This is a genomic window from Mycobacterium sp. Marseille-P9652 (assembly GCF_902652685.1).
In the GTDB taxonomy this organism is placed as follows: Bacteria; Actinomycetota; Actinomycetes; order Mycobacteriales; family Mycobacteriaceae; genus Mycobacterium.
In genome coordinates this window covers 53,180-78,275 of sequence record NZ_CACRUY010000013.1, presented here as the reverse complement: position 1 = coordinate 78,275, position 25,096 = coordinate 53,180, and the positions used below count along the sequence as shown (strand labels likewise).

The window sequence follows — 25,096 nt, the reverse complement described above, 5'->3', positions numbered from 1 at the left end:
TAGCCACTCAACCAGCCGATAACCCGGCGGCCAAGGCTATTCCGCGTCGCGCCGATGCCTCCCGGGCGCCGTGACGACCGACGCCGCGACCGCCGCCAGCGAAATCAGCGCCAGCAGTTGCACACTCGCCGTATGGCCGGCGTAGCCGCCGACCGAGTGCCACGGATGCCGCGACAGCGCCGCCCCCGCCAGGATCAGGCCGCCCGCGCTCAGCCCGACCGTCACCCGCGACCGCCACGGCTCGCGCAGCCCCCACCGCAACCCGAGCGCCGCCGCGACCACCGCGACACCGGCGAACCCCGCGATGACGGCCGCGGCCGCCAGCACTCCGCCCGCCGCCCAGGCGCCGGGCGCCCACGGCCGCGCGGGCGGGTCGTCGTCGTCGCGGTCCCTGCGCCACCAGGCGAGCGCGGCCAGCAGCGGCAGCAGCGCCAGCCCGAGGGCCAGGCCCGCGCGGTAGAGCCCGTTGGAGGCGAACGTCAGCGTGATGGTGCCGGGGTCGCCCGCGGGAACCACCCAGCCCTGCTGCCAGCCATTGACCGCGACGGGCGTCAGCCGGGCGCCGGTGGCGGTGCGCGCGACCCACCCGGGGTTGACACTTTCGGGGATGACCAACACGCGGGGGGTGGCCGACGGCGACGCCCGCACCTCGCGGCGGGCCTCGGTCCAGGCGCCGGTCGACGCGGGAGCCGTTGCCGCGCTGGATATTTGGTCGGGGCCCGTCAGCTCGGCCCCGTCGACCACGAACTGGGCGCCCGGGCTGATCAGCAGCTCTTGCCGGCCCGACGGCAGCTCGACCGGGTCGCGCTCGCACGGCACCGCGGCCAGCGGGTCGCCGTCGAGGAGCGCGCCGACGGTGGTGTGGATGGCGGTGTGCACGAAGCGGCCCGCCACCGCGATGACGGGCCCGTGCTCGCAGTCGACGGTGACCTGCCGGCCGCGGTTGCGGCCGGCGTCGGCCGGTGCGATCGGGTTGCCGTCGCCGCCCAGCACCGCGATGTCGGCCAGCCCCGGCGGCTTGAGCTGGTCGAAGCCCAGCGCATTGCGGTCGATCACGTCCTCCCAGTCGAGCAGGCTGACGCTGACGGTGTCGGTGACCCGGGGCCGCAGCGCGAGGGTCTGCGGCTGGTCGCCCTCGAGCTGCCGCACCTGCGGCCCGTCGCCGAGGTTGACGGCCACCATCGTCGGGTGGGCCGGCAGCGTCGACCGGCTAGGGGTCAGCCGCAGGCCGGCGACCTCGGCGGGCCGCGGCAGTGTGAGGGTGAGGGACGGCGCGGTCTTGTGCTGGACCACTCGCTGCGGTGCGGTCCACGCGGTCGCCGGGTCGCCGTCGGTGGCCGCGTACGCCGAGCCCTGTACGTCCACCAGGTCGGAGTCGCCGCGGGCGCGGGTGGTGCCCGGCTCGGCGACCAGATCGGCGAGCCGGGGGCCCTGCCGGGGGCGCACCCACACCACCGGTGTCAGCGACGTCGGCGCCGGCACCGTCAGCGTCCGGCTGAAGGTGACCGGTTCCTCGGGCGTCAGGGCCATCGACGCGGCGCAGTGCACGCCGTCGGGGCCGCGGGCGCAGCCGGGCCGGCCCAACAGGTCCGACCCGAGGTCCCAGCCCGTCACCGCCGACCCGGACGGCGGCCCGGGCACCGCCACGGTGTGCCGCAGGTCGACGGGGTGGGCGAAGCCGGACGCGTCGTACTGGGTGATGGACAGGTCGGTGATGCCGAACTGCACGCCCGCCGAGCCGTCGTCGGTGCCGGCGGCGGTGATGCGCACCCACGGCGTCTCCCCGTAGGGCAGCGCGGCCGCGAGCGGTTTACCGGGCTCGTCGAACCGCAGCGTCGTGCTGCCGTTGGCGGTCTCGACCAGGATGCGGCGGACCTGGGCCCCGACGGCCGTCGCGCTGGGGGTCAGCGTGATCGCGGCGTTGGTCAGCGGGTGGTCGAAATCCACCTGCAGCCACTGCCCGACGGCCGCCTGCAGCGAATTGGAGACCCACGCGGTGGCCGGGTCCCCGTCGACCGCGGCGACGGCCGAGGTGGCCGGCGCGACGTCGGGCATCGCGGTGGAGTCCGCCGACGAGCTCGACACCGTGATCCGCCCGCCGGACCAGGCGCCGGGCACCGGGTCGGCGCCGGGCACGGGGTAGTCGGGCACCCGGTTATACGTATGGCGGGGGTCGCCGGGCGCCCGGATCGCCGACGAGTGCTGGTCGACGCGGCCGTAGTCGGTTTCGCGGGCCAGCGGCGTGTCGGTGACGGTGATGTCCGGCGCGGGCAGGCCCGCGGCGCGGGCGTCCGCCGTCATCAGCACCGGCCCGAGCGGCGGCCGGCCCAGCACGCGGCGACGCTCGTCGAGGCGCAGCAGCACCTCGGGCCCGCCGTCGACGCGGGCCAGGGCGCCCGCGTCGGCGAAGTAGGGCGCCCCGGGATCGCCCGGCGCGCCGACGCGGAAGATCTCGACCGCCGGGTAGCGCGGCCGCAACCCGCTGTCGGCGACGAAGCCGGCCAGCGTGCCCGGGCCCACCGGCGCGCCGAACTGCGCCACCTTCTGCAGGCCGGGTGACCCCTCGATGGCGCGGTGCACCAGGATCGGGCGCGCCGACCGAGACGTCTCGGGGTCCAGGTCGTTGCGGACGGCCACATACGAAATGCCTTGCCGCGCAAGGGTATCGGCCAGGCCGGCCGACGGCCGCCCGTCCGCGATCAGGCGTTGCACCGAGTCCAGCGCCCGGATGGTCTGCGGCGGGGTCAGCGGGATCGAGTCGCGCACCCCCCACGGGCCGCTGCCGAGCACCTGCAGCGGCTCGTCGTGGCTGTTGCCCCAGACCTGGGTCGCGAACGGCGCCCCGGGGACCACCAGCACCCGCCCGGGCGCGGGCGTCCCGGTGTTGTGCGCGGTGAGCCAGTCGGCGGCGTCCTGCCAGTAGCGGGGTATCGCGCGGAACGTCCCCGGCGGGGCGAGCCGGCCCGTCCACGCCAGGGACGTGCCGACCGCCAGGGCGGTCAGCACCACGGCCGTCACCGCCACCCGCCTGTCGCGTTCCGGGTGGGCGAACGCCCGCACCCACACGCGCGCCGGCGCGCTGCCCGGCAGCGGAACCCGGCTCAGCAGCGCAGCGATGCCCAACGCGACCGGGATGCGGATGACCGACCCGAGCTTGTGCACGTTGCGCAGGGGCGCGCCGGACGCGTCGAGGAACGCCTGCACCTCGTGGGCGAAGGGGGAGCCCAGCCCGCCGCTGTAGCCGGCGGCCATCAGCGTTACGCCCACCAGCAGCATGGTGACCAGCCGCCCCCGGGCCGGCAGCGCCGCGTTGGCGAGACCGGCCAGGCCGGCGGCCGCGACCAGGCAGGTCGCCAGGATGGCCGCCGACCCCGTCACCAGCGGCGCGCCCGCGGTGGCGGTCGGCGCGACGAACGGGGTCCAACTGTCGGTGCCGCGCAGGATCTCCGTCAGCGACGACCATTGCGTGGTGACGCCGGAGGATTCGATGAAGTCGAGGAAGGGCGGGCTGATGGCCCGCAACAGTGTCAGGGCCACGACCCACCACAGCGTCGCCAGAACCAGCGCGACCGCCCACCAACCGGTGTAGCGCCACCAGCGCCGATTCGGCCGGTGGCACGCCCACCAGATCACCGCCGGCAGGCACCCGGCCAGGGTCGCGATCGCGTTGACCGCGCCCATCAGCGCCACGGCCACTCCCGCCTGCGCGGCCAGCACCCGCACCGGCCGGCCCGCCGTGCCCCGCAGGGCGAGAATCGTCGGCAGCAACACCCAGGGCGCCAGCATCATCGGCAGGGTCTCCGACGAGATCGACCCCAGGGTGGTCAGCACCCGCGGCGACAGCGCGAACGCCAGCGCGCCGATCACGCGCGACGGCGTGCTGCCGATGCCCAGCGCCTCGGCGACCCGCAGCAGGCCCCAGAACCCGACCGTCAGCAGCAGCGCCCACCACAGTCGCTGCGTCACCCAGCCCGGCAGGCCCAGCGCGTGGCCGGCAAGGAAGAACGTGCCGTGCGGGAACAGGTAGCCGTAGGCCTGGTTCTGCGCCTGGCCGAATGGCAGTTCGCTGTTCCACAGGTTGGTGGCACGCGCCAGGAACCGCAGCGGGTTGGCGGTGAGGTCGAGCTTGGTGTCGGGGGATATCTGCCCCGGCGACTGAAAGAACGCCAGCACCAGGGCGATTGCGCCCACCAGCCACAACCACCGGCGTGACAGAGGCGCGACCGGCGAGGGATCGGCGGCCGGAGCCCCGGCCCTAGTCCTGGCCGGGCTACAGATGAGCGGCGACCCGCTTCGCCCGGCTTCGCCGCGCTTGCGATCGCCGCTAGCTACGGTTGCCGTACTCGACCCGGTTGAGCACTGACGACTGCGGATCGCCCCCGGGAAGTGGCGGCTTCGTGTCCTGCTGCACCATCAAGGTGATCCCGAAAATGGCGGCCGCGCCGAGCAACAGACCGACCAGCACGCTCGCGGCGGCGGGCGCAACGATCCGGTTCATCGAGGGCTCCTTCGGGGCTTGGCGGTCTTTCGCGACTACGTCGTGGCGACCTAGCGCCAACCTAGCAGAACCGCCCGCGGCCGCCCCGAAGCTAGGGACGCAGCGCCGGCGGCAGCTCGTTCAGGCAGCTCGCCTTGCTGTCGCACGGCAGGCAGTGCCCGTGGAAACACCGATCGCCGTATTCGACGAGATTGGGTCCGGCCGGGACCGCCGGGCCGCGCGCCGGTGCCGCGCTGTGGCGGTCGGCCGCGAGCGTGACCCCAACCGTCGCCGCCGCGCCGATCGACAACCCCACGGCGACGCTGGCCGCCGCCGCCAACGTCAGCCCACTCATCCTGGCTCCTCCCTGCCAGTCAAAGGGTGCGCTGGCCAACGTAACAGGGGGTTGCCGTGCCGGCCGGGCAAGAAACGCCGTCGGCGCGCCCCGATGGCCGCCCGCGGTTCCTGGCCTGAAACCATGGCCCGATGGCCTTCCCCCGCATCCTCGCCGTGCTCGTCGCCGCATCGGCTTCGGTGGCGCTGGTGGCGGGCTGCGGCCACCACGGCGCGCGGCCGCCGGCCGCGTCGTCGACCAAAGCCACCACCCCCGCCCACCCGCCGCCCAGTTGCGGCGACGTCACCGCGCTGCCGCCGCGCGACAAGCTCGCTCAACTGCTGATGGTCGGCGTGAAGAACGCCGACGACGCCAGGGCCGTCGTCAGCGAACAGCACGTCGGCGGGATCTTCATCGGCAGCTGGACCGACCAGTCGATCTTCGACGGCCCCCTGGCCGAGATCAAGAACGGCGCCGGCCCGCTCGCCCTGGCCGTGAGCGTCGACGAGGAGGGCGGCCGGGTCTCGCGGCTGAAGAAGCGGATCGGCGACGCACCGTCACCCAAGCAGCTCGCCCAGACCATGACGCCGGAGCAGGTCCACGACCTCGAGCTGGACCGGGGCAAAAAGATGCACGACCTCGGCATCACCGTCGACTTCGCGCCCGACATCGACGTCGTCACCAACGCCCCCGACGACAGCGTGATCGGCGACCGGTCGTTCGGCGCGGACCCGCAGCGGGTCACCGACTTCGGCAAGGCCTACGCCCAGGGGCTGCGGGACGCCGGGATCGAGCCGGTCTTCAAGCACTTTCCCGGCCACGGCCGCGGTTCCGGCGACACCCACAAGGGCTCCGTCGTGACGCCGCCGCTTGACCAGATGCAGGACGTCGACCTCGTCCCCTTCCGCAACCTGGTGGGCGTCGTCCCCGCCGGGGCGATGGTGGGCCATCTGGAGGTGCCGGGGTTGACGGGCGACCTGCCGGCCAGCCTGAGCCGCGAGGCCGTGCAGATGCTGCGCACCGGAAACGGCTACGGCGGCAGGCCTTTCGACGGGCCCATCTTCAGCGACGACCTCTCCAGCATGGGGGCGATCTCGGACAAGTACGACGTTCCGGAGGCCGTGCTGCGGACGCTGCAGGCCGGCACCGACGTCGCGTTGTGGGTCACCACCAAGGAGGTGCCGGCGGTGCTCGACGGCCTGGTCAAGGCGCTGGACTCCGGGCAGCTGCAGATGCCGGCGGTCGACGAGGCGCTGGGGCGGCTGACCCGGATGAAGGGCGAAAGCCCCAAGTGCGGCCACTGATTGCTTACCCTTGAGTAAGAGTGTTCTGAAAGGGAAGCGAATGGCGGGTGGCACCAAGCGGTTACCGCGTGCTGTCCGCGAGCAGCAGATGCTCGACGCGGCCGTGCAGATGTTCTCCGTCAACGGCTATCACGAGACCTCGATGGACGCCATCGCCGCCGAGGCGCAGATCTCCAAGCCGATGCTGTACCTGTACTACGGCTCCAAGGAGGACCTGTTCGGCGCCTGCCTGAACCGCGAGATGACCCGGTTCATCGACGTGGTGCGCGCCGACATCGACTTCACGCAGGGCCCAAAGGATCTGCTGCGCAACGCGATCGGGTCGTTCCTGCGCTACATCGACGCCAACCGTGCGTCGTGGATCGTAATGTACACCCAGGCCATCAGCTCCCAGGCGTTCGCCCACATGGTCCGCGAGGGCCGCGAGCAGATCATCGAAATCGTCGCCGGCCTGATGCGGGCGGGCAGCCGCGTCCCGCGGCCGGAGCGCGAGTACGAGCTGATGGGCGTCGCGCTGGTGGGAGCCGGCGAGGCGATGGCCACCCGGCTCAGCGCCGGCGACATCGACGTCGACGAGGCGGCCGAGCTCATGATCGACCTGTTCTGGCACGGCCTGCGCGGCGGCCCGGAGGAGCGGGAAGCCGCCTCGGCCGCGGCCGCGGGTTAGCCGCATGCCGGCTGCCGTCGACCCACGAACGTGCAGCCAACGTCACGGTGGGCGACGAGGGTGAAGCCGGTTTCACACTCGTCGCGCAACGTCGAGTTCTTCTGCGCCGTCGTCATCGTCGGGCTGCTGGCCGGGGTCGCCGGGCTGGCGACGACGTGGCTGCTGCGTTTCGTCGAACACGCGACGTACCACTACACGTTCGGCACGCTGCTCGAAGGAATCGCGGGCAGCAGCCCCACCCGCCGCATCCTGGGCCCGATGGTCGGCGGCGCGCTGGCCGGCTTGGGGTGGTGGATTTTGCGCCGCCGCGCCGAGGTGCCGCCGCTGGCGCACACCATCGCGCGCCGCGACCCCGTTCCGCGCCGGGCGTGGAGCATCGACGCCGCGCTGCAGGTGCTGCTCGTCGGCAGCGGGGCGTCCCTCGGCCGCGAGGGGGCGCCGCGCCAGTTCGCGGCGGCGCTCGGCGACCTCGCGACCGGCTGGCTTCAGCGCCTGTCGGGCCGCGACCGGGAAATCCTGCTGGCCTGCGCGGCCGGCGCGGGCCTGGGGGCCGTCTACGCCGTCCCGCTGGGCGGGGCCTTGTTCGCCGTGCGCATCATGCTGAAGACGTGGCATCCGCGTGCGCTGGGGGCTGCGCTGATCACGTCCAGCCTGGCCGTCGCGGTCGGCTCGGCGGTCACGCACGACCAGTCCTCCCTGACCTGGCCGCAGGGCGAGTCGTCGTACCTGCTGACCGCCCACGCCCTGATCCTCGCGCCGGTGACCCTGGCGGTCGGCTTGGCATTCAATCGGCTGATGGCGGCGGCACGCCCGGCCGCCACCAGACGGACGTGGGTGCTGGTTCCCGCGCTGGCCGGCGCCGGGCTGGTGATGGGCGTGTGCTCGCACCGGTGGCCGGAGCTGCCGGGCAATGGCCGCAGCATCCTGACCGTCAGTCTGGCCAGCGGGATGACCCTGTCGGCCGCCGCGGCAATCCTCCTGCTCAAACCGCTGCTCACCGCGCTGTTCCTGCGCGCCGGCGGCGCCGGGGGAATGCTGACGCCCTCGCTGGCGACCGGTGCCGCGGCGGGATCGGTCCTCGTGCTGGCGATGAACTGGGCCGTCGGCTCCCACCTGCACGTCGCGGCCGTCTCGCTGGCCGGTGCGGCCGGCGTGCTGGGCATCACCCAGGGGTCACCGATCTGGGCCGCCATCTTCGTCTGGGAACTCGCCCGGCCCCCGCTGTGGCTGTTTTTCGTCTTCCTGACCACCGCCTGCGGCGCCCACGGGTTGAAGGTGCTGGCGCTCGGACGCAGGCAGTCTGGCTAGAGGCGATCGCGAGCGCGGCGAAGCCGGGCGACGCGGGTCGCCGCCATCTGGCTAGAGGCGATCGCGAGCGCGGCGAAGCCGGGCGACGCGGGTCGCCGCCATCTGGCTAGAGGCGATCGCGAGCGCGGCGAAGCCGGGCGACGCGGGTCGCCGCCATCTGGCTAGAGCGGTCGGACCGTCCCCGTCAGGTGCGGATAACCCTTGGCGAGGTTGCGCAGCGAGATGTCCCAGCAGCCTTCGTCATCCTGCTCGATGTAGAGCCCAGCGGTGGCCGGCAGCACGAGCGGCTTGCCGAACCGCACCGAATAGCGCACCGCGTCGGGGAACCGGGCCTCGATGTTCGGCAGCACCGCCGCGGCGCTGAACATCCCGTGCGCGATCACCGTCGGGAACCCGAACAGCCGCGCGGCGATCGGGTTGGTGTGGATCGGGTTGTGGTCGCCGCCGACGACCGCGTAGCGCCGGATCTGTCCCGCGCTGACGCGTAGGACGCTGCTGGGCGGGGGCAGCTTCGGCCGCTTCTCCGGCGGCGGCTTCGGCTCGTCGGACAGGCTGGTGCGCTGTTGATGCAGGAACGTCGTCACCTGGTGCCAGGCGGTCTCGCTGCCGACGCTGACGTCGGTGACCAGGTCGACCAGCAGGCCCTTGCGGTGCTCGCGCAGGTTCTCCGCGTGCACCCGCACGCCCACGGTGTCGGTAACGGCGATCGGGCGGTACTGGGTGATGTGGTTCTCGGTGTGCACCGCGCCCATGGCCGCGAACGGGAAGTCGAAGCCCGTCACCAGCGACATCACCGCGGGGAACGTCAGCGCGAAGGGATAGGTGAGGGGCACGTGATTGCCGTAGCGCAGGCCGGTGACCTCTGCGTACTCCGCCACGTTGGCGCGGTCGATCGCCAACTCGTCGATGGTGACCGTCCGGGTGGGCACCTGGCCGCCGCGCGACACCACCGGCAGCGCCCCGGCCACCGCGCGCAGCATGTTCCTCAGGCCGCTTGGCTGGTTCATCGCGTCACCCTCACGCGCCCAGCATGGCCTGGCCGCAGACGCGGATGACGTTGCCCGTCACCGCGTTCGACGCCGGGCTGGCGAAGTAGGCGATGGCCTCCGCGACGTCGACCGGCTGGCCGCCCTGCAGCAGCGAGTTCAGCCGGCGACCGACCTCGCGGGTGGCCAGCGGGATGGCGGCCGTCATCTGGGTCTCGATGAAGCCCGGCGCGACGGCGTTGATCGTGATGCCCTTCTCGTAGAGCCCCGGCGCCAGCGCCTGGGTGAGCCCGATCATCCCCGCCTTGGTGGTGGCGTAGTTGGTCTGCCCGCGGTTGCCCGCGATGCCGGCCATCGACGACAGGCCGATCACCCGGCCGCCCTCGCCGATGCTGCCGTTGCCGACCAGCCCCTCGGTGAGCCGCAGCGGCGCAAGGAGATTCACCGCCAGGACGGCGTCCCAGCGGGCGTCGTCCATGTTGGCCAGCAGCTTGTCGCGGGTGATGCCGGCGTTGTTGACCAGGACGTCGGCGTGCCCCGCGTAGTGGTCGCGCAGGTGCTCGGCGATCTTGTCCACGGCGTCGTCGGCGGTGACGTCGAGCCACAGCGCCGTGCCGCCCACCCGGCTGGCGGTCTCGGCGAGCGTCTCGGACGCGGACTCGACGTCGATCGCGACGACGCGGGCGCCGTCGCGGGCGAACACCTCGGCGATCGTGGCGCCGATGCCGCGCGCGGCGCCCGTGACGATGGCGACCTTCCCGTCCAGCGGGCGGTCCCAGTCGGCCGGCGGCGTGGAGTCGGCCTCGCCGACGTAGAACACCTGCCCGTCGACGTAGGCGGACTTGCCGGACAGGATGAACCGCATCGTCGATTCCAGGCCCGTGGCGGCGGGCTTGGCGTGCGGCGACAGGTACACCAGCTGCACGGTGGCGCCGTTGCGCAGCTCCTTGCCCAGCGAGCGGGTGAAGCCCTCCAGGGCGCGCTGCGCGATCCGCTCGTCGGTGCTCGACGCGGCGTCGGGCGTGGTGCCCACCACCGCGACGCGCGCGCTGTGGCCCAGGTTGCGCAGGACGGGCGTGAAGAATTCGTACAACCCCTTGAGGCCGGCGGGTGTGGTGATGCCGGTGGCGTCGAACACCAGCCCGCCGAACTTGTCGGCCCAGCGCCCGCCCAGGTTGTTGCCCACCAGGTCGTAGTCCAGGTCGAGCGCCGCCCGCAGCGGCTCGACGACGCGGCCCTCGCCCCCGATCAGCAAAGACCCGGCCAGCGGCGGCTCGCCGGGCCGGTACCGGCGCAGCGTCTCGGGCTGGGGGATGCCGAGCTGCTTGGCGAGGAACGAGCCGGGGCCGGAGTTGACCACCTGCGAGAACAGATCGGACGAAACTTTGGGAGCCACTGAGCTGCCTTCCGTGTCGTGCTGGGGTTGAGGTTCTAGGGCAACCGTATCGGGGGCGAACTTACTTGAGAGTAAGAACAATGGGTATTATGGCCCTAGACGGCCGACGCCTACTCATGTACCCCCCGGAGACGAACGAGACCCGAGACGGAGAAAAACAGTGGCCCCTGAACGTTCCGAGACCAGACGACGTGTCGCCGTGCTCGGCGGAAACCGGATCCCGTTCGCCCGATCGGACGGCGCGTACGCCGAGGCGTCCAACCAGGACATGTTCACGGCGGCCCTCGGCGGTCTGGTTGACCGGTTCGGGCTGGCCGGCCAGCGGCTCGGCGTGGTGGTCGGGGGCGCGGTGCTCAAGCACAGCCGCGACTTCAACCTGGTTCGCGAGTGCGTGCTCGGATCCGAATTGTCCTCGTACACACCGGCGTTCGACATCCAGCAGGCCTGCGGCACCGGCCTGCAGGCGGCCATCGCCGCCGCCGACGGCATCGCGTCCGGCCGCTATGAGGTGGCCGCCGCCGGCGGCGTGGACACCACGTCCGATGCCCCGATCGGCCTCGGCAACAACCTGCGGCGCCAGCTGCTCAAGCTGCGCCGGTCCAAGTCCAACGTGCAGCGGTTGAAGCTGGTGGGAACGCTGCCCGCCACGATCGGGCTGGAGATCCCGGCCAACAGCGAGCCGCGCACCGGCCTGTCGATGGGCGAGCACGCCGCCATCACGGCCAAGGAGATGGGCATCAAGCGCGTCGATCAGGACGAGCTGGCGGTCGCCAGCCACCGCAACATGGCCGCCGCCTACGACCGCGGCTTCTTCGACGACCTCGTCACGCCGTTCCTCGGGGTCTACCGCGACGACAACCTGCGGCCCAACGCCAGTGTGGAGAAGCTGGCCTCTCTGCGCCCGGTGTTCGGGGTGAAGGCGGGCGACGCGACGATGACGGCGGGCAACTCCACCCCGCTGACCGACGGCGCCTCGGTCGCGCTGCTGGCCAGCGAGGACTGGGCCGCCGAGCGGTCCCTGACCCCGCTGGCCTACCTGGTGGACGCCGAGACCGCCGCGGTCGATTACGTCAACGGTCGCGACGGCCTGCTGATGGCGCCGACGTATGCCGTCCCGCGGCTGCTGGCCCGCAACGGCCTGAACCTGCAGGACTTCGACTTCTACGAGATTCACGAGGCGTTCGCGTCGGTGGTCCTGGCGCACCTGCAGGCGTGGGAGTCCGAGGACTACTGCAAGGAGCGGCTCGGCCTGGACGCCGCCCTGGGGTCGATCGACCGGTCCAAGCTCAACGTCAACGGTTCGTCGCTGGCGGCCGGGCACCCGTTCGCGGCCACCGGTGGGCGCATCCTCGCGCAGATGGCCAAGCAGCTCGCCGAGAAGAAGGCGGCGAACGGCGGCAAGCCGGTGCGTGGTCTGATCTCGATCTGCGCCGCCGGCGGCCAGGGCGTCGCCGCGATCGTCGAGGCCTGATGGTGGGCGATGAACTTGGTCACAGGGAGTTAGGCATGAGCGGGACGAGGGTATGCAGCAGCGTGGACGGCTCCGTGTTGTGGTCTGACCCCCCGACCCCGACGACAACACGGGGCCTCCCCTAAGTCGACCGCCCGCCGGTTGCTGATGCCGCCGGGCGTACGAAAAGGACCGCCGCTGGTTTGAGGGGATCCAGCGGCGGTCTTTTTCGTGCCCGGACCTTACAACGCCCCGCCGAGCCCGCGCCCAGCGCGCCGAGCCTGCACCCAGTGCGCCAAATAGACCGAAAACTCGCGCTGAACGCAGACTCGACGGCTCGGGCCCGCTTCCCTTCAGACGCGAAATCCCCCGCCCGGAAGGCGGGGGATTTCGGCGTTGTGCGATTAGAAGGCGGCCTCGTCGAGCTCCATGATGTCGTTGTCCAGCGTCTCGATCACCTCGCGGGTGCTGGCCAGCAGCGGCAGGAAGTTCTTCGCGAAGAACGACGCCACGGCGACCTTGCCCTCGTAGAAGGACCGCTCGGCGCCGCTGGCGCCCGCGTCGAGCGCGGCCACGGCCACGGCGGCCTGACGCTGCAGCAACCAGCCGATGACCAGGTCGCCGACGCTCATCAGGAAGCGCACCGAACCCAGACCCACCTTGTACAGGCTGGTCACGTCCTCCTGCGCGGCCATCAGGTAGCCGGTCAGCGTCGCGGCCATCGCCTGGACGTCGGCCAGGGCCTTGCCCAGCAGCTCGCGCTCGGTCTTCAGCCGGCCGTTGCCGGACTCGCTGTCGACGAACTTCTGGATCTGCTCCGACACGTGGGCCAGCGCCACACCCTTGTCGCGGACGATCTTGCGGAAGAAGAAGTCCTGCGCCTGGATGGCCGTGGTGCCCTCGTAAAGGGAGTCGATCTTAGCGTCCCGGATGTACTGCTCGATCGGGTAGTCCTGCAGGAAGCCGGACCCGCCGAACGTCTGCAGGCTCTCGGTGAGCTTGGCGTACGCCTGCTCCGAGCCGACGCCCTTGACCACCGGCAGCATCAGGTCGTTGACCCTGACCGCCAGGTCGGCGTCCACGCCGTGGATCGTCTCGGCGACCGCCGCGTCCTGGTAGGTCGCGGTGAACAGGTAAAGAGCACGCAGACCCTCGGCGTAGGCCTTCTGGGTCATCAGCGACCGGCGCACGTCGGGGTGGTGCGTGATGGTCACCCGCGGCGCGGTCTTGTCCGTCATCTGCGTCATGTCGGCGCCCTGCACGCGCTCCTTGGCGTAGGCCAGCGCGTTGAGGTAGCCGGTCGACAGGGTGGCGATCGCCTTGGTGCCGACCATCATGCGGGCCTGCTCGATGACCTCGAACATCTGCGCGATGCCGTTGTGCACCTCGCCCACCAGCCAGCCCTTGGCGGGAACGCCGTGCTGGCTGAAGGACAGTTCACAGGTCGCCGAGACCTTCAGGCCCATCTTGTGCTCGACGTTGGTCACGAACACGCCGTTGCGCTCGCCCAGCTCGCCCGTCTCGAAGTCGAACAGGAACTTCGGTACGAAGAACAGCGACAGGCCCTTGGTGCCCGGCCCGGCGCCCTCGGGGCGGGCCAGCACCAGGTGGAAGATGTTCTCGAACAGGTCACCGGAGTCGGCCGAGGTGATGAACCGCTTCACCCCGTCGATGTGCCAGGAGCCGTCCTCCTGCTGCACCGCCTTGGTCCGGCCTGCGCCGACGTCCGAGCCGGCGTCCGGCTCGGTGAGCACCATGGTGGAGCCCCAGCCGCGCTCGGCGGCGATGACGGCCCACTTCTTCTGCTCCTCGGTGCCGAGGTGGTACAGGATGTTGGCGAAGCCCGCGCCACCGCCGTACATCCAGACCGCCGGGTTGGCGCCCAGGATGTGCTCGTGCAGCGCCCAGAGCAGCGCCTTCGGCATCGGCACGCCGCCGAGGGCCTCGTCGATGCCGACCTTGTCCCAGCCGCCGTCGACGACCGCGCGAACGGACTTCTTGAACAGCTCGGGCAGCGTCACCGAGTGGGTCTCGGGGTCGAAGACCGGCGGGTTGCGGTCACCCTCGACGAACGACTCGGCGACGGGCCCCTCGGCCAGCCGGCTGATTTCGGAAAGCATTTCTTTTGCGGTGTCGGCGTCCATGTCGCTGTACTCGCCGGCGCCCAAAGCCTGGTCAACGCCCAGAACCTCGAACAGGTTGAACACCTGGTCGCGGACGTTGCTCTTGTAGTGGCTCACTACGGTCCTCCTCGTTGAGAATGCCACTCGATGGTTGGGTACTAGGTCTAAGTTACCCACCAGTAACTCTGTCAAAATATCCCTGACGGACTGTCCAACGCAAGCGAGTGTGACCTAAATTTCATCGTCTAATTAACCAACCGGTTGGGAAGCGTCGTATGGGAGCTCTGACCAGCGGTGACGGCGAGGTGGCGGACGTCACCGCCGTACCCGTGGTGGATCTGCGGTCCGCGCCCGATCAGCTGCGCCAGCGCCTGCGCCGGGCCGCCCACGAGGTGGGTTTCTTCTACCTGACCGGACACGGCGTGCCGGATCGGCTGATCGCCCGCATGTTCGCGGTCGCACGGCGGCTTTTCGCGCTGCCGCAGGCCGAGAAGGACGCGGTGGCGATGGTGCGCAGCCCGCACTTCCGCGGCTACACCCGCCTCGGGGGCGAGCTGACCCGCGGCGAGGTGGACTGGCGCGAGCAGATCGACATCGGCCCGGAACGCGCCGCGATCGCCGGCCCCGGGCGGCCGGACTACCTGTGGTTGCAGGGCCCGAACCAGTGGCCGGCCGCGCTGCCCGAGCTGCCCGCCGTCGTCGCCGAGTGGGACGCGGCGCTGTCATCGGTGGCGCGCACGTTGTTGCGGCACTGGGCCGCCGCGCTCGGCAGCCCGCCGGACGTCTTCGACGCCGCATTCGCCGACGCTCCGGCCACGCTGATCAAGATCATCCGCTACCCGGCCCGCGCGGCGGGTTCGCAGGGGGTGGGCGCGCACCGCGACGCCGGGGTGCTCACGCTGCTCCTCGCCGAGCCGGGCAGCCGGGGCCTGCAGGTGCGCACGGCGACGGGCGAGTGGGTCGACGTGCCGCCGCTGGCCGGCGCGTTCATCGTCAACATCGGCGAGCTGCTCGAGATCGCGACCGGCGGCTACCTGAGGGCGACCGAGCACCGGGTGGTCCTGGACGAGTCGGCGGCCGAGCGGATCTCGGTGGCGTACTTCTTCAATCCGCGGCTGGACGCCCGGATACCGGTGCTCACGCTGCCGCCCGAGCTCGCGGCCCGCGCCAAACCCGTCGAGGACCCGGCGGACCCGATCTTCTCGGTGTACGGGCGCAACGCCTGGAAGAGCAGGCTGCGCGCCCACCCGGACGTGGCCGCCGCGCACGGTTATTCGGCGGGTAGGGTCGGATCCGAGAATTCCGGCTCGAGGGGCAACGCAAAAGGCGAATGACCACGGTGAACCCGAACAAGAACCTGACACCGTCCACGCTTCGCGAGGCCTTCGGCCATTTCCCCTCCGGGGTGGTGGCCATCGCCGCCGAGGTGAAAGGAAACCGGGAAGGCCTGGCGGCCAGCACCTTCGTCCCGGTCTCGCTGGAACCCCCACTGGTGTCGTTCTGCGTGCAGAACACCTCGACGACGTGGCCCAAGCTCAAGAGCGCGCCGATGCTCGGCATCAGCGTCCTGGGCGAATCGCACGACGAGGCGGCCCGCACCCTGGCCGCCAAGACCGGCGACAGGTTCGCCGGCCTGGAGACGGTGTCCAGGGACAGTGGCGCGGTGTTCATCAAGGGCACCGGCCTGTGGCTGGAGAGCGCAATCGAGCAGCTGATCCCGGCGGGCGATCACACGATCGTCGTGCTGCGGGTCAGCGAGGTGACGATCGACGCCGAGGTGGCCCCGATCGTGTTCCACCGCAGCGCATTCCGGCGCCTCGGGGTCTGACCGCGTACGAGCCGGCTGGCGCACCCGGCCTGCATCCGCCGCACCGAGCCCGCGTCCACTGCGCCAATTGAGCCCGCACGACGCCATGCGCGCAGGCTCGTCGCGCTACGCGCAGGCTCGTGCGCGACCGGGCGGCTAGGGCCGACGCCCGAGCTCGTCCCGATAGCCGGCGATGCGCCGCTCGATCTCGGCCGCGTCGTCGTGCCGGCCCTCCCGGCGCGCGACGTCGGCGCGGACGGACAACTCGCGGATCGCGGTTCGGATCTCGTTGACGCTGGTGGTACCTCGCATGGGTGTCGGGTACCCCGTCGGCTCAGCGGCGGAACAGCTTGTTGCCCAGCCAGACCACCGGGTCGTACTTGCGGTCGGCGACCCGCTCTTTCATCGGGATCAACGCGTTGTCGGTGATCTTGATGTTCTCCGGGCACACCTCGGTGCAGCACTTGGTGATGTTGCAGTAGCCCAGCCCGTGTTCCTCCTGGGCCTGGTCGCGGCGGTCCGCGGTGTCCAGCGGGTGCATCTCCAGCTCGGCGATGCGCATGAGGAACCGGGGACCCGCGAACGCCTGCTTGTTCTCCTCGTGGTCGCGGATCACGTGGCAGACGTTCTGGCACAGGAAGCATTCGATGCACTTGCGGAACTCCTGCGAGCGCCCGACGTCCTCCTGGGCCATCCGGTACTCGCCGGGCTGCAGTTCCTTCGGTGGCGCGAAAGCCGGTATCTCCCTAGCCTTCTCGTAGTTGAACGAGACGTCGGTGACCAGGTCGCGGATCACCGGGAAGGTCCGCAGGGGCGTGACGGTCACGACCTCGTCCTCGGCGAACGTCGACATCCGCGTCATGCACATCAGCCGCGGGTAGCCGTTGATCTCGGCCGAACAGGATCCGCACTTGCCCGCCTTGCAGTTCCAGCGCACCGCCAGGTCGGGGGTCTGCGTCTGCTGCAGGCGGTGGATGATGTCGAGCACCACCTCGCCCTCGTTGACCTCAACGGTGAAGTCCTGCAGCCCGCCGCCGGCCTCGTCGCCGCGCCAGACCCGCATGGTCGCGTTGTAGGTCATCAGCCTCTCCGTCCTGGGTGGTCGGCCAGCTCGTCGTCGGTGTAGTACTTCTCCAGCTCGGAAATGTCGAAGAGCTCGAGCAGGTCGGGCCGCATCGGCACCTGCTCCTTGCGCTCGATCCTGACGTCGGGGATCACGTCATCGCCAGACGTGCTGCACACCAGCAGGATGTTGCGCCAGGACGAGTCCATCGACGGGTGGTCGTCGCGGGTGTGGCCGCCGCGGCTCTCGGTGCGTTCCAGCGCCGCCTTGGCGACGCACTCGCTCACCAGGAGCATGTTGCGCAGGTCGATGGCCAGGTTCCAGCCGGGGTTGTACGGGCGGTTGCCCTCGACGTGCATGTTCTTGAAGCGCTCGCGCAGCTTGTCGAGCCGGTTGAGGGCCTCGGTGATCTCCTCCGCCTTGCGGATGATGCCCACCAGGTCGTTCATCGACTGCTGCAGTTCCAGCTGCAGCGTGTACGGGTTCTCCGCGGCGGCGCCGTTCGTCGGCCCCTCGAAGGGGGCCAGCGCCCGGGCGGCGGCCTCGTCGATGGCCTGCGTGGAGATGCCGGGGCGGCTGCTCAGCGCGCGCACATAGTCGGCGGCGCCCAGCCCCGCGCGGCGCCCGAACACCAGCAGGTCGGACAGCGAGTTGCCGCCCAGCCGGTTGGATCCGTGCATGCCGCCGGAGCACTCTCCCGCGGCGAACAGCCCGGGCACCACCGCCGCCCCCGTGTCGGCGTCGACCTCGATGCCACCCATCACGTAGTGGCAGGTGGGGCCGACCTCCATGGGCTCCTTGGTGATGTCGACCCCGGCCAGCTCCTTGAACTGGTGGTACATCGACGGCAGCCGCCGCTGGATCTCCTCGGGCGTCAGCCGGGACGCGATGTCGAGGAAGACGCCGCCGTGCGGGCTGCCGCGGCCGGCCTTCACCTCGGAGTTGATCGCCCGGGCCACCTCGTCGCGGGGCAGCAGGTCAGGCGTGCGGCGGGCCGAGTCGTTGTCCTTCAACCACTGGTCGGCCTCCTGTTCGGTCTCGGCGTACTGACCCTTGAACACCGGCGGGATGTAGTCGAACATGAACCGCTTGCCGTCGGAGTTCTTCAGCACGCCGCCGTCGCCCCGGACGCCCTCGGTGACCAGGATCCCCTTGACGCTCGGGGGCCACACCATGCCGGTGGGGTGGAACTGGACGAACTCCATGTTGATCAGCGTCGCGCCGGCGCGAAGCGCCAGGGCGTGGCCGTCGCCGGTGTACTCCCAGGAGTTCGACGTGACCTTGAACGACTTGCCGATGCCCCCGGTCGCCAGCACCACGGCGGGCGCCTCGAACAGGATGAATTGCCCGCTCTCGCGCCAGTACCCGAATGCGCCGGCGATACGGTCGCCGTCCTTGAGCAGCTCGGTGATCGTGCACTCCGCGAACACCTTGATGCGCGCCTCGTAGTCGCCGAGCTCCGCGTAATCCTCCTGCTGCAGCGACACGATCTTCTGCTGCAGCGTGCGGATCAGCTCCAGCCCGGTGCGGTCCCCGACGTGCGCCAGGCGGGGGTAGGTGTGCCCGCCGAAGTTGCGCTGGCTGATTTTGCCGTCTTTCGTGCGGTCGAACAGCGCGCCGTAGGTCTCCAGCTCCCAGACGCGGTCCGGGGCCTCCTTGGCGTGCAGTTCGGCCATCCGCCAGTTGTTGAGGAACTTCCCGCCGCGCATGGTGTCGCCGAAGTGGGTCTTCCAGTTGTCCTTCGGGTTGGCGTTGCCCATCGCCGCGGCGCAGCCGCCCTCGGCCATGACCGTGTGGGCCTTGCCGAACAGTGACTTGGACACCACCGCGACCCGCAGACCGCGTTCGCGCGCCTCGATGACCGCCCGCAACCCGGAGCCGCCGGCACCGATGACGACGACGTCGTAGGTGTGCCGTTCGACCTCAACCATGGAACCCTCGCTAAATTGTGTTTCTTCTCAAAGTCGTTGTCAGCCGACGAATCTCAGGTCGGGGATGGCGCCGGCGGCCACCAGCGCGATGTAGAAGTCAGTCAGCATCAGGGTGCCCAGCGTGATCCACGCATACATCTTGTGCCGGGTGTTGATTCGGCTGACCTGGGTCCAGATCCAGTACCGCACGGGGTGCTTGGAGAAGTGCTTGAGCCGCCCGCCCGTCACGTGGCGGCATGAGTGGCAGGACAGCGTGTAGACCCACAGCATGATGACGTTGCCCACCATGACGACGTTGCCCAGACCGAAGCCGAAGCCGCCGGGGCCGGAGTCGGAGTGGAAGCCGATGATCGCGTCGTAGGTGTTGATCACCGAGATGATGCCGGCGATGTAGAAGAAGTACCGGTGGGTGTTCTGCACGATCAGCGGGAAGCGGGTCTCGCCGGTGTAGTGGACGCGGGGCTCGGCCACCGCGCACGCGGTGGGTGACTGCCAGACCGTGCGGTAGTAGGCGCCGCGGTAGTAGTAGCACGTCAGCCGGAACAGCAGCAGGAACGGCAGCGTCAGCGCCGCGAACGGCAGCCACCACACGTTGGGCAGGATCTGCGGCCAGAAGTCGTGGGCCTCACCGCAGGCCGTGCTCACGCACGGCGAGTAGAACGGCGTCAGGTAGTGGTACTTCGGGACGAAGAAGTAGTCCTGTTGGAACGCGCGGAACGTCGCGTAGATCAGGAACGCGGCGAAGCCCAGGTCGATCCGCAGCGGCGACATCCACCACCGGTCGGTGCGTAGGCTGCGTTGTTCGATGTGGGCGCGTGTGGGTGAAAAGACACCTGACGCAGGACGGTTCGCCGCGGGTGCGCTCATGCAAATGTTCCTCTTCGAACGGGCTGTCTGCTCGAAGAGTACACAGGAAGCACCCCCCTTTTGCCGGGGGGTTTGGGTTGTCAGTAGCGGTTGTGACCCCCGACACCCTCGTCGTCGACATCGCGCCAGAATTCGCTGTCGTACTGGGTGTCGGGAATGACGACCTTCTCGCCGGACGACTGCACGGTGGCGCGCGCCAGGTCCAGTTCGGACGCGTCGGTGTCGAGCAGTTCGACGTCGGACAGGATCCGGTCGGCGTCGATCACGATCCTGCGCATCGCCGGGCTGTCGCCGTAGCGCGCCCGCAGGGAGCTGACGCACCGTCGCAGGCCGCCGATGAGGTCGTGCAGTTCGGCGAGGTCGCTGGTGCCGGTAGTGCTCGTCAACGGATCTCCTTGGCAGACGGTGTCGCAAATCACAGTACGCTCACCGATAGTATCCGCGGCACACGCCCGACGTCGGATGGTCGAGAGAGATAGGCGTTTCATGCCAGGTCACGCAACATTGGCGGAGCGCGCCGCGACGCTGCTCGAGCTGCACCGGCCGGGCGATCCCGTGGTGCTGCCGACCGTGTGGGACGCCTGGTCGGCGCGGCTGGCCACGGACGCCGGATTCGTCGCGCTCACGGTCGGCAGCCACCCGCTGGCCGACTCCATCGGCAAGCCGGACAACGAGGGCATGTCGTTCGACGACGTGCTCGCCCGGGTCGCGCAGATCACCGCCGCGGTGGACGTGCCGGTGTCGGTGGACGTCGAGTCCGGCTATGGGTTGCCGGCGCAGCGATTGATCGAGGGCCTGCTCAGCGTCGGCGCGGTCGGGCTGAACATCGAGGACACGGTGCACTCGGAGGGCAAGCGGCTGCGGTCGGCCGGCGAGCACGCCGAACTCGTCGGCGCGCTGCGCGCGGCGGCCGACGCCGCCGGGGTCCACGTCGTCGTCAACGCCCGCACCGACGTGTTCCTGCGGCAGGACGGTGACCCGTCCGACCGCGTCGAGCGGGCCGTGTCCCGGCTCACCGAGGCCGCGGCGGCGGGCGCCGACGTGCTCTACCCGGTGGGCCGCCACGACCCGGAAACGTTGCGCCGCTTGGCTTCCGAGCTACCGCTGCCCGTCAACGCCATCGCGCTGCCGGACCAGGACGACCCGGCGTCGTTCGGTCCGCTGGGCGTGGGCCGCATCAGCTTCGGCCCCTTCCTGCAGGCGGCACTGGCACAGCGGGCCGCGGAACTGCTGGCCCGCTGGCGCTAGCCCGACGCGGAATCCGGCGAGGCCGTGCGGCCCCGCCGGAATCCGTTACCGCGTGCGCGAATCACTTGGTGATCTCGATGCGCTTCGCCTGGCTTCCGGCGTACGCCCCGGCTACCCGGACGCTCAGCACGCCGGCGTCGTAGGAGGCGGTGATGGCCTCCCCGGTGACATGGGCCGGCAGCTGGAAGGACCGGCGGAACGATCCGTACCGGATCTCCCGCAGCGTGCGTCCGTCCTTCTGCTCGGCGTGCTCGTCGCGGTGCTCGCCGTGGATCACCAGGCGTCCGTTCTCGACCTCGACGTTGACGTCCTTCTCGACGTCGACACCCGGCAGTTCGAGGCGGACCACCGCGTCGTCGCCGTCCTTGACGATCTCGGCGGCCGGGGTGAACCCGGTGGCGGCCGGCTTGGCCCAGTCCGCGGCGGGGCCGAAGAAGTCGCGCAGCCAGCGGTCGGTGTCCCACGCCGGTCGCGACCACAATGCGAGGTTGCTCATGGGGATCTCCTTATGCTTCCTTGTGAGTTGACTGTGACCGGCGCCTTACCGGTCGGCTATCTCTACAAACCTGAGTCGACCACGCTAAAGTTCCACCCGGGCGTTCGCCGTCGGCGAACAACTTCACAGGCGCCCGTGTGAGGTGTGAGCCGGCCGTCATGCGAGCGTCACATTGCGCGAGTCGCCGGTAATTTCCGGCACCTACCCTCAATTGCATGGCTACAGACGGGATTTCGCGCTCCGACTGTGTGGGCCGTCACATCGTCGTGGTCGGCCATGGCATGGTCGGCCACCGGTTCGTCGAGGCGCTGCGCGCCCGCGACGCCGAGGGATCATGGCGCGTCACGGTTTTCGCCGAGGAGGCGGACGCGGCCTACGACCGCGTCGGCCTGACCTCCTACACCGAGAGCTGGGACCGCGCCCTGCTGGCGCTGCCCGGCAACGACTACGACGGCGACGAACGCGTCAGGCTGGTTCTCAACACGCGGGTCGTGGACATCGACCGGCAAGCGAAGTCGGTGGTGACCGCCGACGGCGAGCGGCACGGCTACGACACCGTGGTCCTGGCCACCGGGTCCTACGCCTTCGTCCCGCCCGTGCCCGGGCACGACCTGCCGGCGTGCCACGTCTACCGCACGCTCGACGACCTCGACGCCATCCGCGCCGACGCCCGGCGGGCGCTCGAGGCGGGCCGCGCCCCGGCCGGGGTGGTCATCGGCGGCGGGCTGCTGGGGCTGGAGGCGGCAAACGCGCTGCGGCAGTTCGGCTTGCGGACGCACGTGGTCGAGATGATGCCGCGGCTCATGGCCCAGCAGATCGACGAGGGCGGCGGCGCGCTGTTGGCCAGGATGGTCGGCGACCTCGGCATCTCGGTGCACGTCGGCACTGGAACCGAGTCGATCGAACCGGCCGGCGACGGGTCGGCATCGGTGCGCGTGCGCCTCACCGACGGCGAGGTGGTCGACGCCGGCGTCGTGATCTTCGCCGCGGGCATCCGGCCGCGCGACGAGCTGGCGCGGTCCGCGGGGCTCGAGCTCGCCGAGAGGGGTGGCGTGCTCACCGACTTGTCCTGTCGCACCAGCGATCCCGATGTGTACGCGGTGGGCGAGGTGGCCGCGATCGCGGGGCGGTGCTACGGCCTGGTCGGACCGGGCTACACGTCGGCCGAGGTGGTGGCCGACCGACTGCTGGGCGGCGCAGCGGAATTCGGCGAGGCCGACCTGTCGACGAAGCTCAAGCTGCTGGGCGTCGACGTGGCCAGCTTCGGCGACGCGATGGGGGCGACGGAGAACTGCCTCGAGGTCGCGATCAACGACGCGGTCAAGCGGACCTACGCCAAGCTGGTGCTCTCCGACGACGCCAAGACCCTGCTGGGCGGCGTGCTCGTCGGCGACGCGTCGTCGTACGGGGTGCTGCGCCCAATGGTGGGCAGCCAGCTTCCCGGCGATCCCCTCACGCTGATCGCGCCGGCGCAGTCGGGTGGCGCCGCGGCGCTGGGCGTTGGGGCACTGCCGGATTCAGCGCAGATCTGCTCCTGCAACAACGTCACCAAGGGCGACCTGAAGGGGGCGATCGAGGGCGGGTGCGCCGACGTGCCCGCGCTGAAGTCGTGCACGGCGGCCGGCACCTCCTGCGGGTCGTGCGTGCCGTTGCTCAAGCAGCTGCTGGAGGCCGAGGGCGTCGAGCAGTCGAAGGCGTTGTGCGAGCACTTCAGCCAGTCGCGGGCGGAGCTCTTCGAGATCATCTCCGCCACCGAGATCCGCACCTTCTCCGGGCTGCTGGAGCGCTACGGCCGCGGAAGGGGTTGCGACATCTGCAAACCCGTCGTCGCGTCGATTCTCGCCTCCACCGGCTCCGACCACATTCTCGACGGCGAGCAGGCCTCGCTGCAGGACTCCAACGACCACTTCCTGGCCAACATCCAGCGCAACGGCAGCTACTCGGTGGTGCCGCGGGTCCCGGGCGGCGACATCAAGCCCGAGCACCTGATCCTCATCGGCCAGATCGCGCAGGACTTCGGGCTCTACACCAAGATCACCGGCGGTCAGCGGATCGACCTGTTCGGCGCCCGCGTCGACCAGTTGCCGCAGATCTGGAAGCGCCTCGTCGACGGCGGCATGGAGTCCGGGCATGCCTACGGCAAGGCGCTGCGCACCGTGAAGAGCTGCGTGGGCAGCGACTGGTGCCGCTACGGACAGCAGGACTCGGTGCAGCTGGCCGTCGACCTGGAGCTGCGCTACCGCGGGCTGCGGGCGCCGCACAAGATCAAGCTCGGAGTGTCGGGCTGCGCGCGCGAATGCGCCGAGGCCCGCAGCAAGGACGTCGGCGTCATCGCCACCGAAAAGGGTTGGAACCTCTACGTCGGCGGCAACGGCGGCATGACGCCCAAGCACGCCCAGCTACTGGCCAGCGACCTGGACACCGAGACGCTGGTCCGCTACGTCGACCGGTTCCTGATGTATTACATCCGCACGGCCGACCGGTTGCAGCGCACCGCGCCGTGGGTCGACTCGCTGGAGGGCGGCCTGGACCACGTGCGCGAGGTCGTGTGCGACGACTCGCTCGGGCTGGCCGCGGAATTCGAGGCCGCGATCCAGCGGCACGTGCAGAACTACAAGTGCGAATGGAAGGGCGTGCTGGAGGACCCGGACAAGCTGTCGCGGTTCGTCTCCTTCGTCAACGCCCCCGACGCCGTCGACGAGACGGTCACGTTCACCGAACGCGCGGGACGCAAAGTGCCTGTGCCCATTGGCATGCCGAGCATCCGCTCATGACCGGGAGGGAATCATGACACTTCTGAACGACATTCGGGTGTGGACCACCGCGTGCTCCTACGACCGCCTCATCCCCGGCCGCGGGGTGGGCGTCCTGCTCGACGACGGCACGCAGGCCGCGCTGTTCCCGCTGGACGACGGGTCGGTGCACGCGATCGGCAACATCGACCCGTTCTCCGGGGCGGCGGTGCTGTCGCGGGGAATCGTCGGCGACCGCGGGGGCCGGGTCACCGTGCAGTCGCCGCTGCTGAAGCAGGCGTTCTCGCTCGAAGACGGCTCCTGCCTGGACGATCCGCGCGTCAGCGTGCCGGTGTACCAGGTCCGCGTGACGGGCGACCGCACGGTCGAGGTAGCGCGGGTCGCCGCGTAGCAGGCGTCAGCCGATGTCACCGACGAGGTAGCGCTGCATCGTCGGACCGATCGCGTCGACCAGCGCGTCCACCGACATCGAGTGCAGCGGCTCCGAGCGCACGCCGTAGCGCATGATGCCCAGGCCCACCAGTTGGGAGGCGCACAGCGACGCCCGCACGGCGACCTTGTCGGCCCCCAGCACCTTGAGCAGCGGGCCGAACACCGGCCCCACCAGCATGCTCTGCACCACCTCCGCGGTTTTGGCCATGCCGGTGGACGCGACGGCGCTGGCCGCGAAGGGGCCGCCGCCCGCGGCGTCCCACGTGGTGATCAGCATGCGCAACGTCTGGCGGCCGGCCTGGTTGACCCCTCCGGTGACGATCCGGTCGATGAACTCCGGTGTGCCGAAGGGTAATCGGAGCATTTTCGCGACCGAGTCGAGCAGGCCGGGCGGTGGCTCTTCGCGACGCGGCATAGTGCCAGGATCGTCCGGACGGGAGCAAAGATCAAGTGC

At 70.5% G+C, this 25,096-nt stretch carries 22 protein-coding genes; 9 read left to right on the top strand and 13 right to left on the bottom strand.

Translation table 11 applies throughout. The annotated features are described in order from the left end of the window. Positions 1 to 36 precede the first annotated feature (36 nt). The 3 genes from GPY60_RS10195 to GPY60_RS10185 all read right to left on the bottom strand — a co-directional run bounded on the left by GPY60_RS10195 (position 37) and on the right by GPY60_RS10185 (position 4,832). A complete protein-coding gene (locus GPY60_RS10195) occupies positions 37 to 4,215 on the bottom strand; it encodes an alpha-(1->3)-arabinofuranosyltransferase domain-containing protein (RefSeq protein ID WP_156687543.1) in 4,179 nt (1,392 codons plus the stop codon). A gap of 109 nt (positions 4,216 to 4,324) precedes the next feature. Beyond that, positions 4,325 to 4,498 carry a DUF2613 domain-containing protein gene (locus tag GPY60_RS10190; RefSeq protein ID WP_156687542.1) on the bottom strand — a complete coding sequence of 58 codons (174 nt, stop codon included), beginning with the start codon at positions 4,496 to 4,498 and terminating at the stop codon, positions 4,325 to 4,327. A gap of 91 nt (positions 4,499 to 4,589) precedes the next feature. Then, the gene (locus GPY60_RS10185; protein WP_156687541.1) at positions 4,590 to 4,832 is read right to left on the bottom strand and encodes a DUF2613 domain-containing protein; all 243 of its coding nucleotides are present in this window, start codon (positions 4,830 to 4,832) and stop codon (positions 4,590 to 4,592) included. 131 nt (positions 4,833 to 4,963) lie between these two features. Between GPY60_RS10185 and GPY60_RS10180 the strand changes: the two genes are divergently transcribed. From GPY60_RS10180 to GPY60_RS10170, 3 genes are read left to right on the top strand one after another with little or no spacing between them, the layout of a single operon-like run. Further along, entirely contained in the window at positions 4,964 to 6,115 is a 1,152-nt protein-coding gene (locus GPY60_RS10180; RefSeq protein WP_156687540.1) for a glycoside hydrolase family 3 N-terminal domain-containing protein, read from the top strand. 40 nt (positions 6,116 to 6,155) lie between these two features. Then, positions 6,156 to 6,782 (top strand): TetR/AcrR family transcriptional regulator, encoded by a 627-nt coding sequence (locus GPY60_RS10175; protein ID WP_156687539.1) that lies wholly within the window; start codon positions 6,156 to 6,158, stop codon positions 6,780 to 6,782. A 60-nt stretch (positions 6,783 to 6,842) separates the two neighbouring features. After that, positions 6,843 to 8,090, top strand: coding sequence for a chloride channel protein (locus tag GPY60_RS10170; RefSeq protein WP_156687538.1), 1,248 nt, complete (start codon positions 6,843 to 6,845; stop codon positions 8,088 to 8,090). Between the two features lie 161 nt (positions 8,091 to 8,251). Here the strand turns inward: GPY60_RS10170 and GPY60_RS10160 are convergent, their stop codons facing one another. Both GPY60_RS10160 and GPY60_RS10155 read right to left on the bottom strand, forming a co-directional pair. Next, complete coding sequence (locus tag GPY60_RS10160) at positions 8,252 to 9,097, bottom strand: MaoC/PaaZ C-terminal domain-containing protein (RefSeq protein WP_156687537.1); 846 nt, start codon at positions 9,095 to 9,097, stop codon at positions 8,252 to 8,254. A 10-nt stretch (positions 9,098 to 9,107) separates the two neighbouring features. After that, the gene (locus GPY60_RS10155; protein ID WP_156687536.1) at positions 9,108 to 10,472 is read right to left on the bottom strand and encodes a 3-oxoacyl-ACP reductase; all 1,365 of its coding nucleotides are present in this window, start codon (positions 10,470 to 10,472) and stop codon (positions 9,108 to 9,110) included. Between the two features lie 160 nt (positions 10,473 to 10,632). Here GPY60_RS10155 and GPY60_RS10150 point away from each other — a divergent pair, with 160 nt between their 5' ends. Continuing rightward, positions 10,633 to 11,943: an acetyl-CoA C-acetyltransferase gene (locus GPY60_RS10150; RefSeq protein ID WP_156687535.1), complete on the top strand. Its 1,311-nt coding sequence runs from the start codon at positions 10,633 to 10,635 to the stop codon at positions 11,941 to 11,943. A 383-nt stretch (positions 11,944 to 12,326) separates the two neighbouring features. On the opposite strand, the gene GPY60_RS10145 is transcribed toward GPY60_RS10150, so the two are convergent. Beyond that, complete coding sequence (locus tag GPY60_RS10145; protein ID WP_156687534.1) at positions 12,327 to 14,162, bottom strand: acyl-CoA dehydrogenase; 1,836 nt, start codon at positions 14,160 to 14,162, stop codon at positions 12,327 to 12,329. 158 nt (positions 14,163 to 14,320) lie between these two features. Here GPY60_RS10145 and GPY60_RS10140 point away from each other — a divergent pair, with 158 nt between their 5' ends. Further along, on the top strand, positions 14,321 to 15,379 hold the full coding sequence (locus tag GPY60_RS10140) for an isopenicillin N synthase family dioxygenase (protein WP_156687533.1): 1,059 nt from the start codon (positions 14,321 to 14,323) through the stop codon (positions 15,377 to 15,379). A gap of 5 nt (positions 15,380 to 15,384) precedes the next feature. After that, positions 15,385 to 15,873, top strand: a complete 489-nt coding sequence (locus GPY60_RS10135) for a flavin reductase family protein (RefSeq protein ID WP_156687564.1) — start codon at positions 15,385 to 15,387, stop codon at positions 15,871 to 15,873. A 135-nt stretch (positions 15,874 to 16,008) separates the two neighbouring features. Here the strand turns inward: GPY60_RS10135 and GPY60_RS26590 are convergent, their stop codons facing one another. From GPY60_RS26590 to GPY60_RS10115, 5 genes are all read right to left on the bottom strand, one after another. Further along, positions 16,009 to 16,164, bottom strand: a complete 156-nt coding sequence (locus tag GPY60_RS26590; RefSeq protein ID WP_197283620.1) for a hypothetical protein — start codon at positions 16,162 to 16,164, stop codon at positions 16,009 to 16,011. A gap of 22 nt (positions 16,165 to 16,186) precedes the next feature. Further along, positions 16,187 to 16,933, bottom strand: coding sequence for a succinate dehydrogenase/fumarate reductase iron-sulfur subunit (locus GPY60_RS10130; RefSeq protein ID WP_156687532.1), 747 nt, complete (start codon positions 16,931 to 16,933; stop codon positions 16,187 to 16,189). Next, a complete protein-coding gene (locus GPY60_RS10125) occupies positions 16,933 to 18,846 on the bottom strand; it encodes a fumarate reductase/succinate dehydrogenase flavoprotein subunit (protein WP_156687531.1) in 1,914 nt (637 codons plus the stop codon). The genes GPY60_RS10130 and GPY60_RS10125 overlap by 1 nt, the downstream gene beginning before the upstream one ends. A gap of 39 nt (positions 18,847 to 18,885) precedes the next feature. Continuing rightward, positions 18,886 to 19,713, bottom strand: coding sequence for a hypothetical protein (locus GPY60_RS10120; RefSeq protein ID WP_156687530.1), 828 nt, complete (start codon positions 19,711 to 19,713; stop codon positions 18,886 to 18,888). An 80-nt stretch (positions 19,714 to 19,793) separates the two neighbouring features. Then, the gene (locus GPY60_RS10115) at positions 19,794 to 20,099 is read right to left on the bottom strand and encodes a hypothetical protein (RefSeq protein ID WP_156687529.1); all 306 of its coding nucleotides are present in this window, start codon (positions 20,097 to 20,099) and stop codon (positions 19,794 to 19,796) included. 100 nt (positions 20,100 to 20,199) lie between these two features. Between GPY60_RS10115 and GPY60_RS10110 the strand changes: the two genes are divergently transcribed. Then, positions 20,200 to 20,961: an isocitrate lyase/PEP mutase family protein gene (locus GPY60_RS10110; protein ID WP_156687528.1), complete on the top strand. Its 762-nt coding sequence runs from the start codon at positions 20,200 to 20,202 to the stop codon at positions 20,959 to 20,961. Between the two features lie 61 nt (positions 20,962 to 21,022). Here the strand turns inward: GPY60_RS10110 and GPY60_RS10105 are convergent, their stop codons facing one another. Continuing rightward, a complete protein-coding gene (locus GPY60_RS10105) occupies positions 21,023 to 21,457 on the bottom strand; it encodes an Hsp20/alpha crystallin family protein (RefSeq protein ID WP_156687527.1) in 435 nt (144 codons plus the stop codon). A 215-nt stretch (positions 21,458 to 21,672) separates the two neighbouring features. Here GPY60_RS10105 and nirB point away from each other — a divergent pair, with 215 nt between their 5' ends. Both nirB and nirD read left to right on the top strand, forming a co-directional pair. After that, entirely contained in the window at positions 21,673 to 24,231 is a 2,559-nt protein-coding gene (gene nirB / locus GPY60_RS10100; RefSeq protein ID WP_156687526.1) for a nitrite reductase large subunit NirB, read from the top strand. A 13-nt stretch (positions 24,232 to 24,244) separates the two neighbouring features. Beyond that, the gene (nirD, locus tag GPY60_RS10095; protein WP_156687525.1) at positions 24,245 to 24,601 is read left to right on the top strand and encodes a nitrite reductase small subunit NirD; all 357 of its coding nucleotides are present in this window, start codon (positions 24,245 to 24,247) and stop codon (positions 24,599 to 24,601) included. 6 nt (positions 24,602 to 24,607) lie between these two features. Here the strand turns inward: nirD and GPY60_RS10090 are convergent, their stop codons facing one another. Further along, positions 24,608 to 25,057 carry a TetR/AcrR family transcriptional regulator gene (locus GPY60_RS10090; protein ID WP_156687524.1) on the bottom strand — a complete coding sequence of 150 codons (450 nt, stop codon included), beginning with the start codon at positions 25,055 to 25,057 and terminating at the stop codon, positions 24,608 to 24,610. Between the last annotated feature and the right edge of the window lie 39 nt (positions 25,058 to 25,096).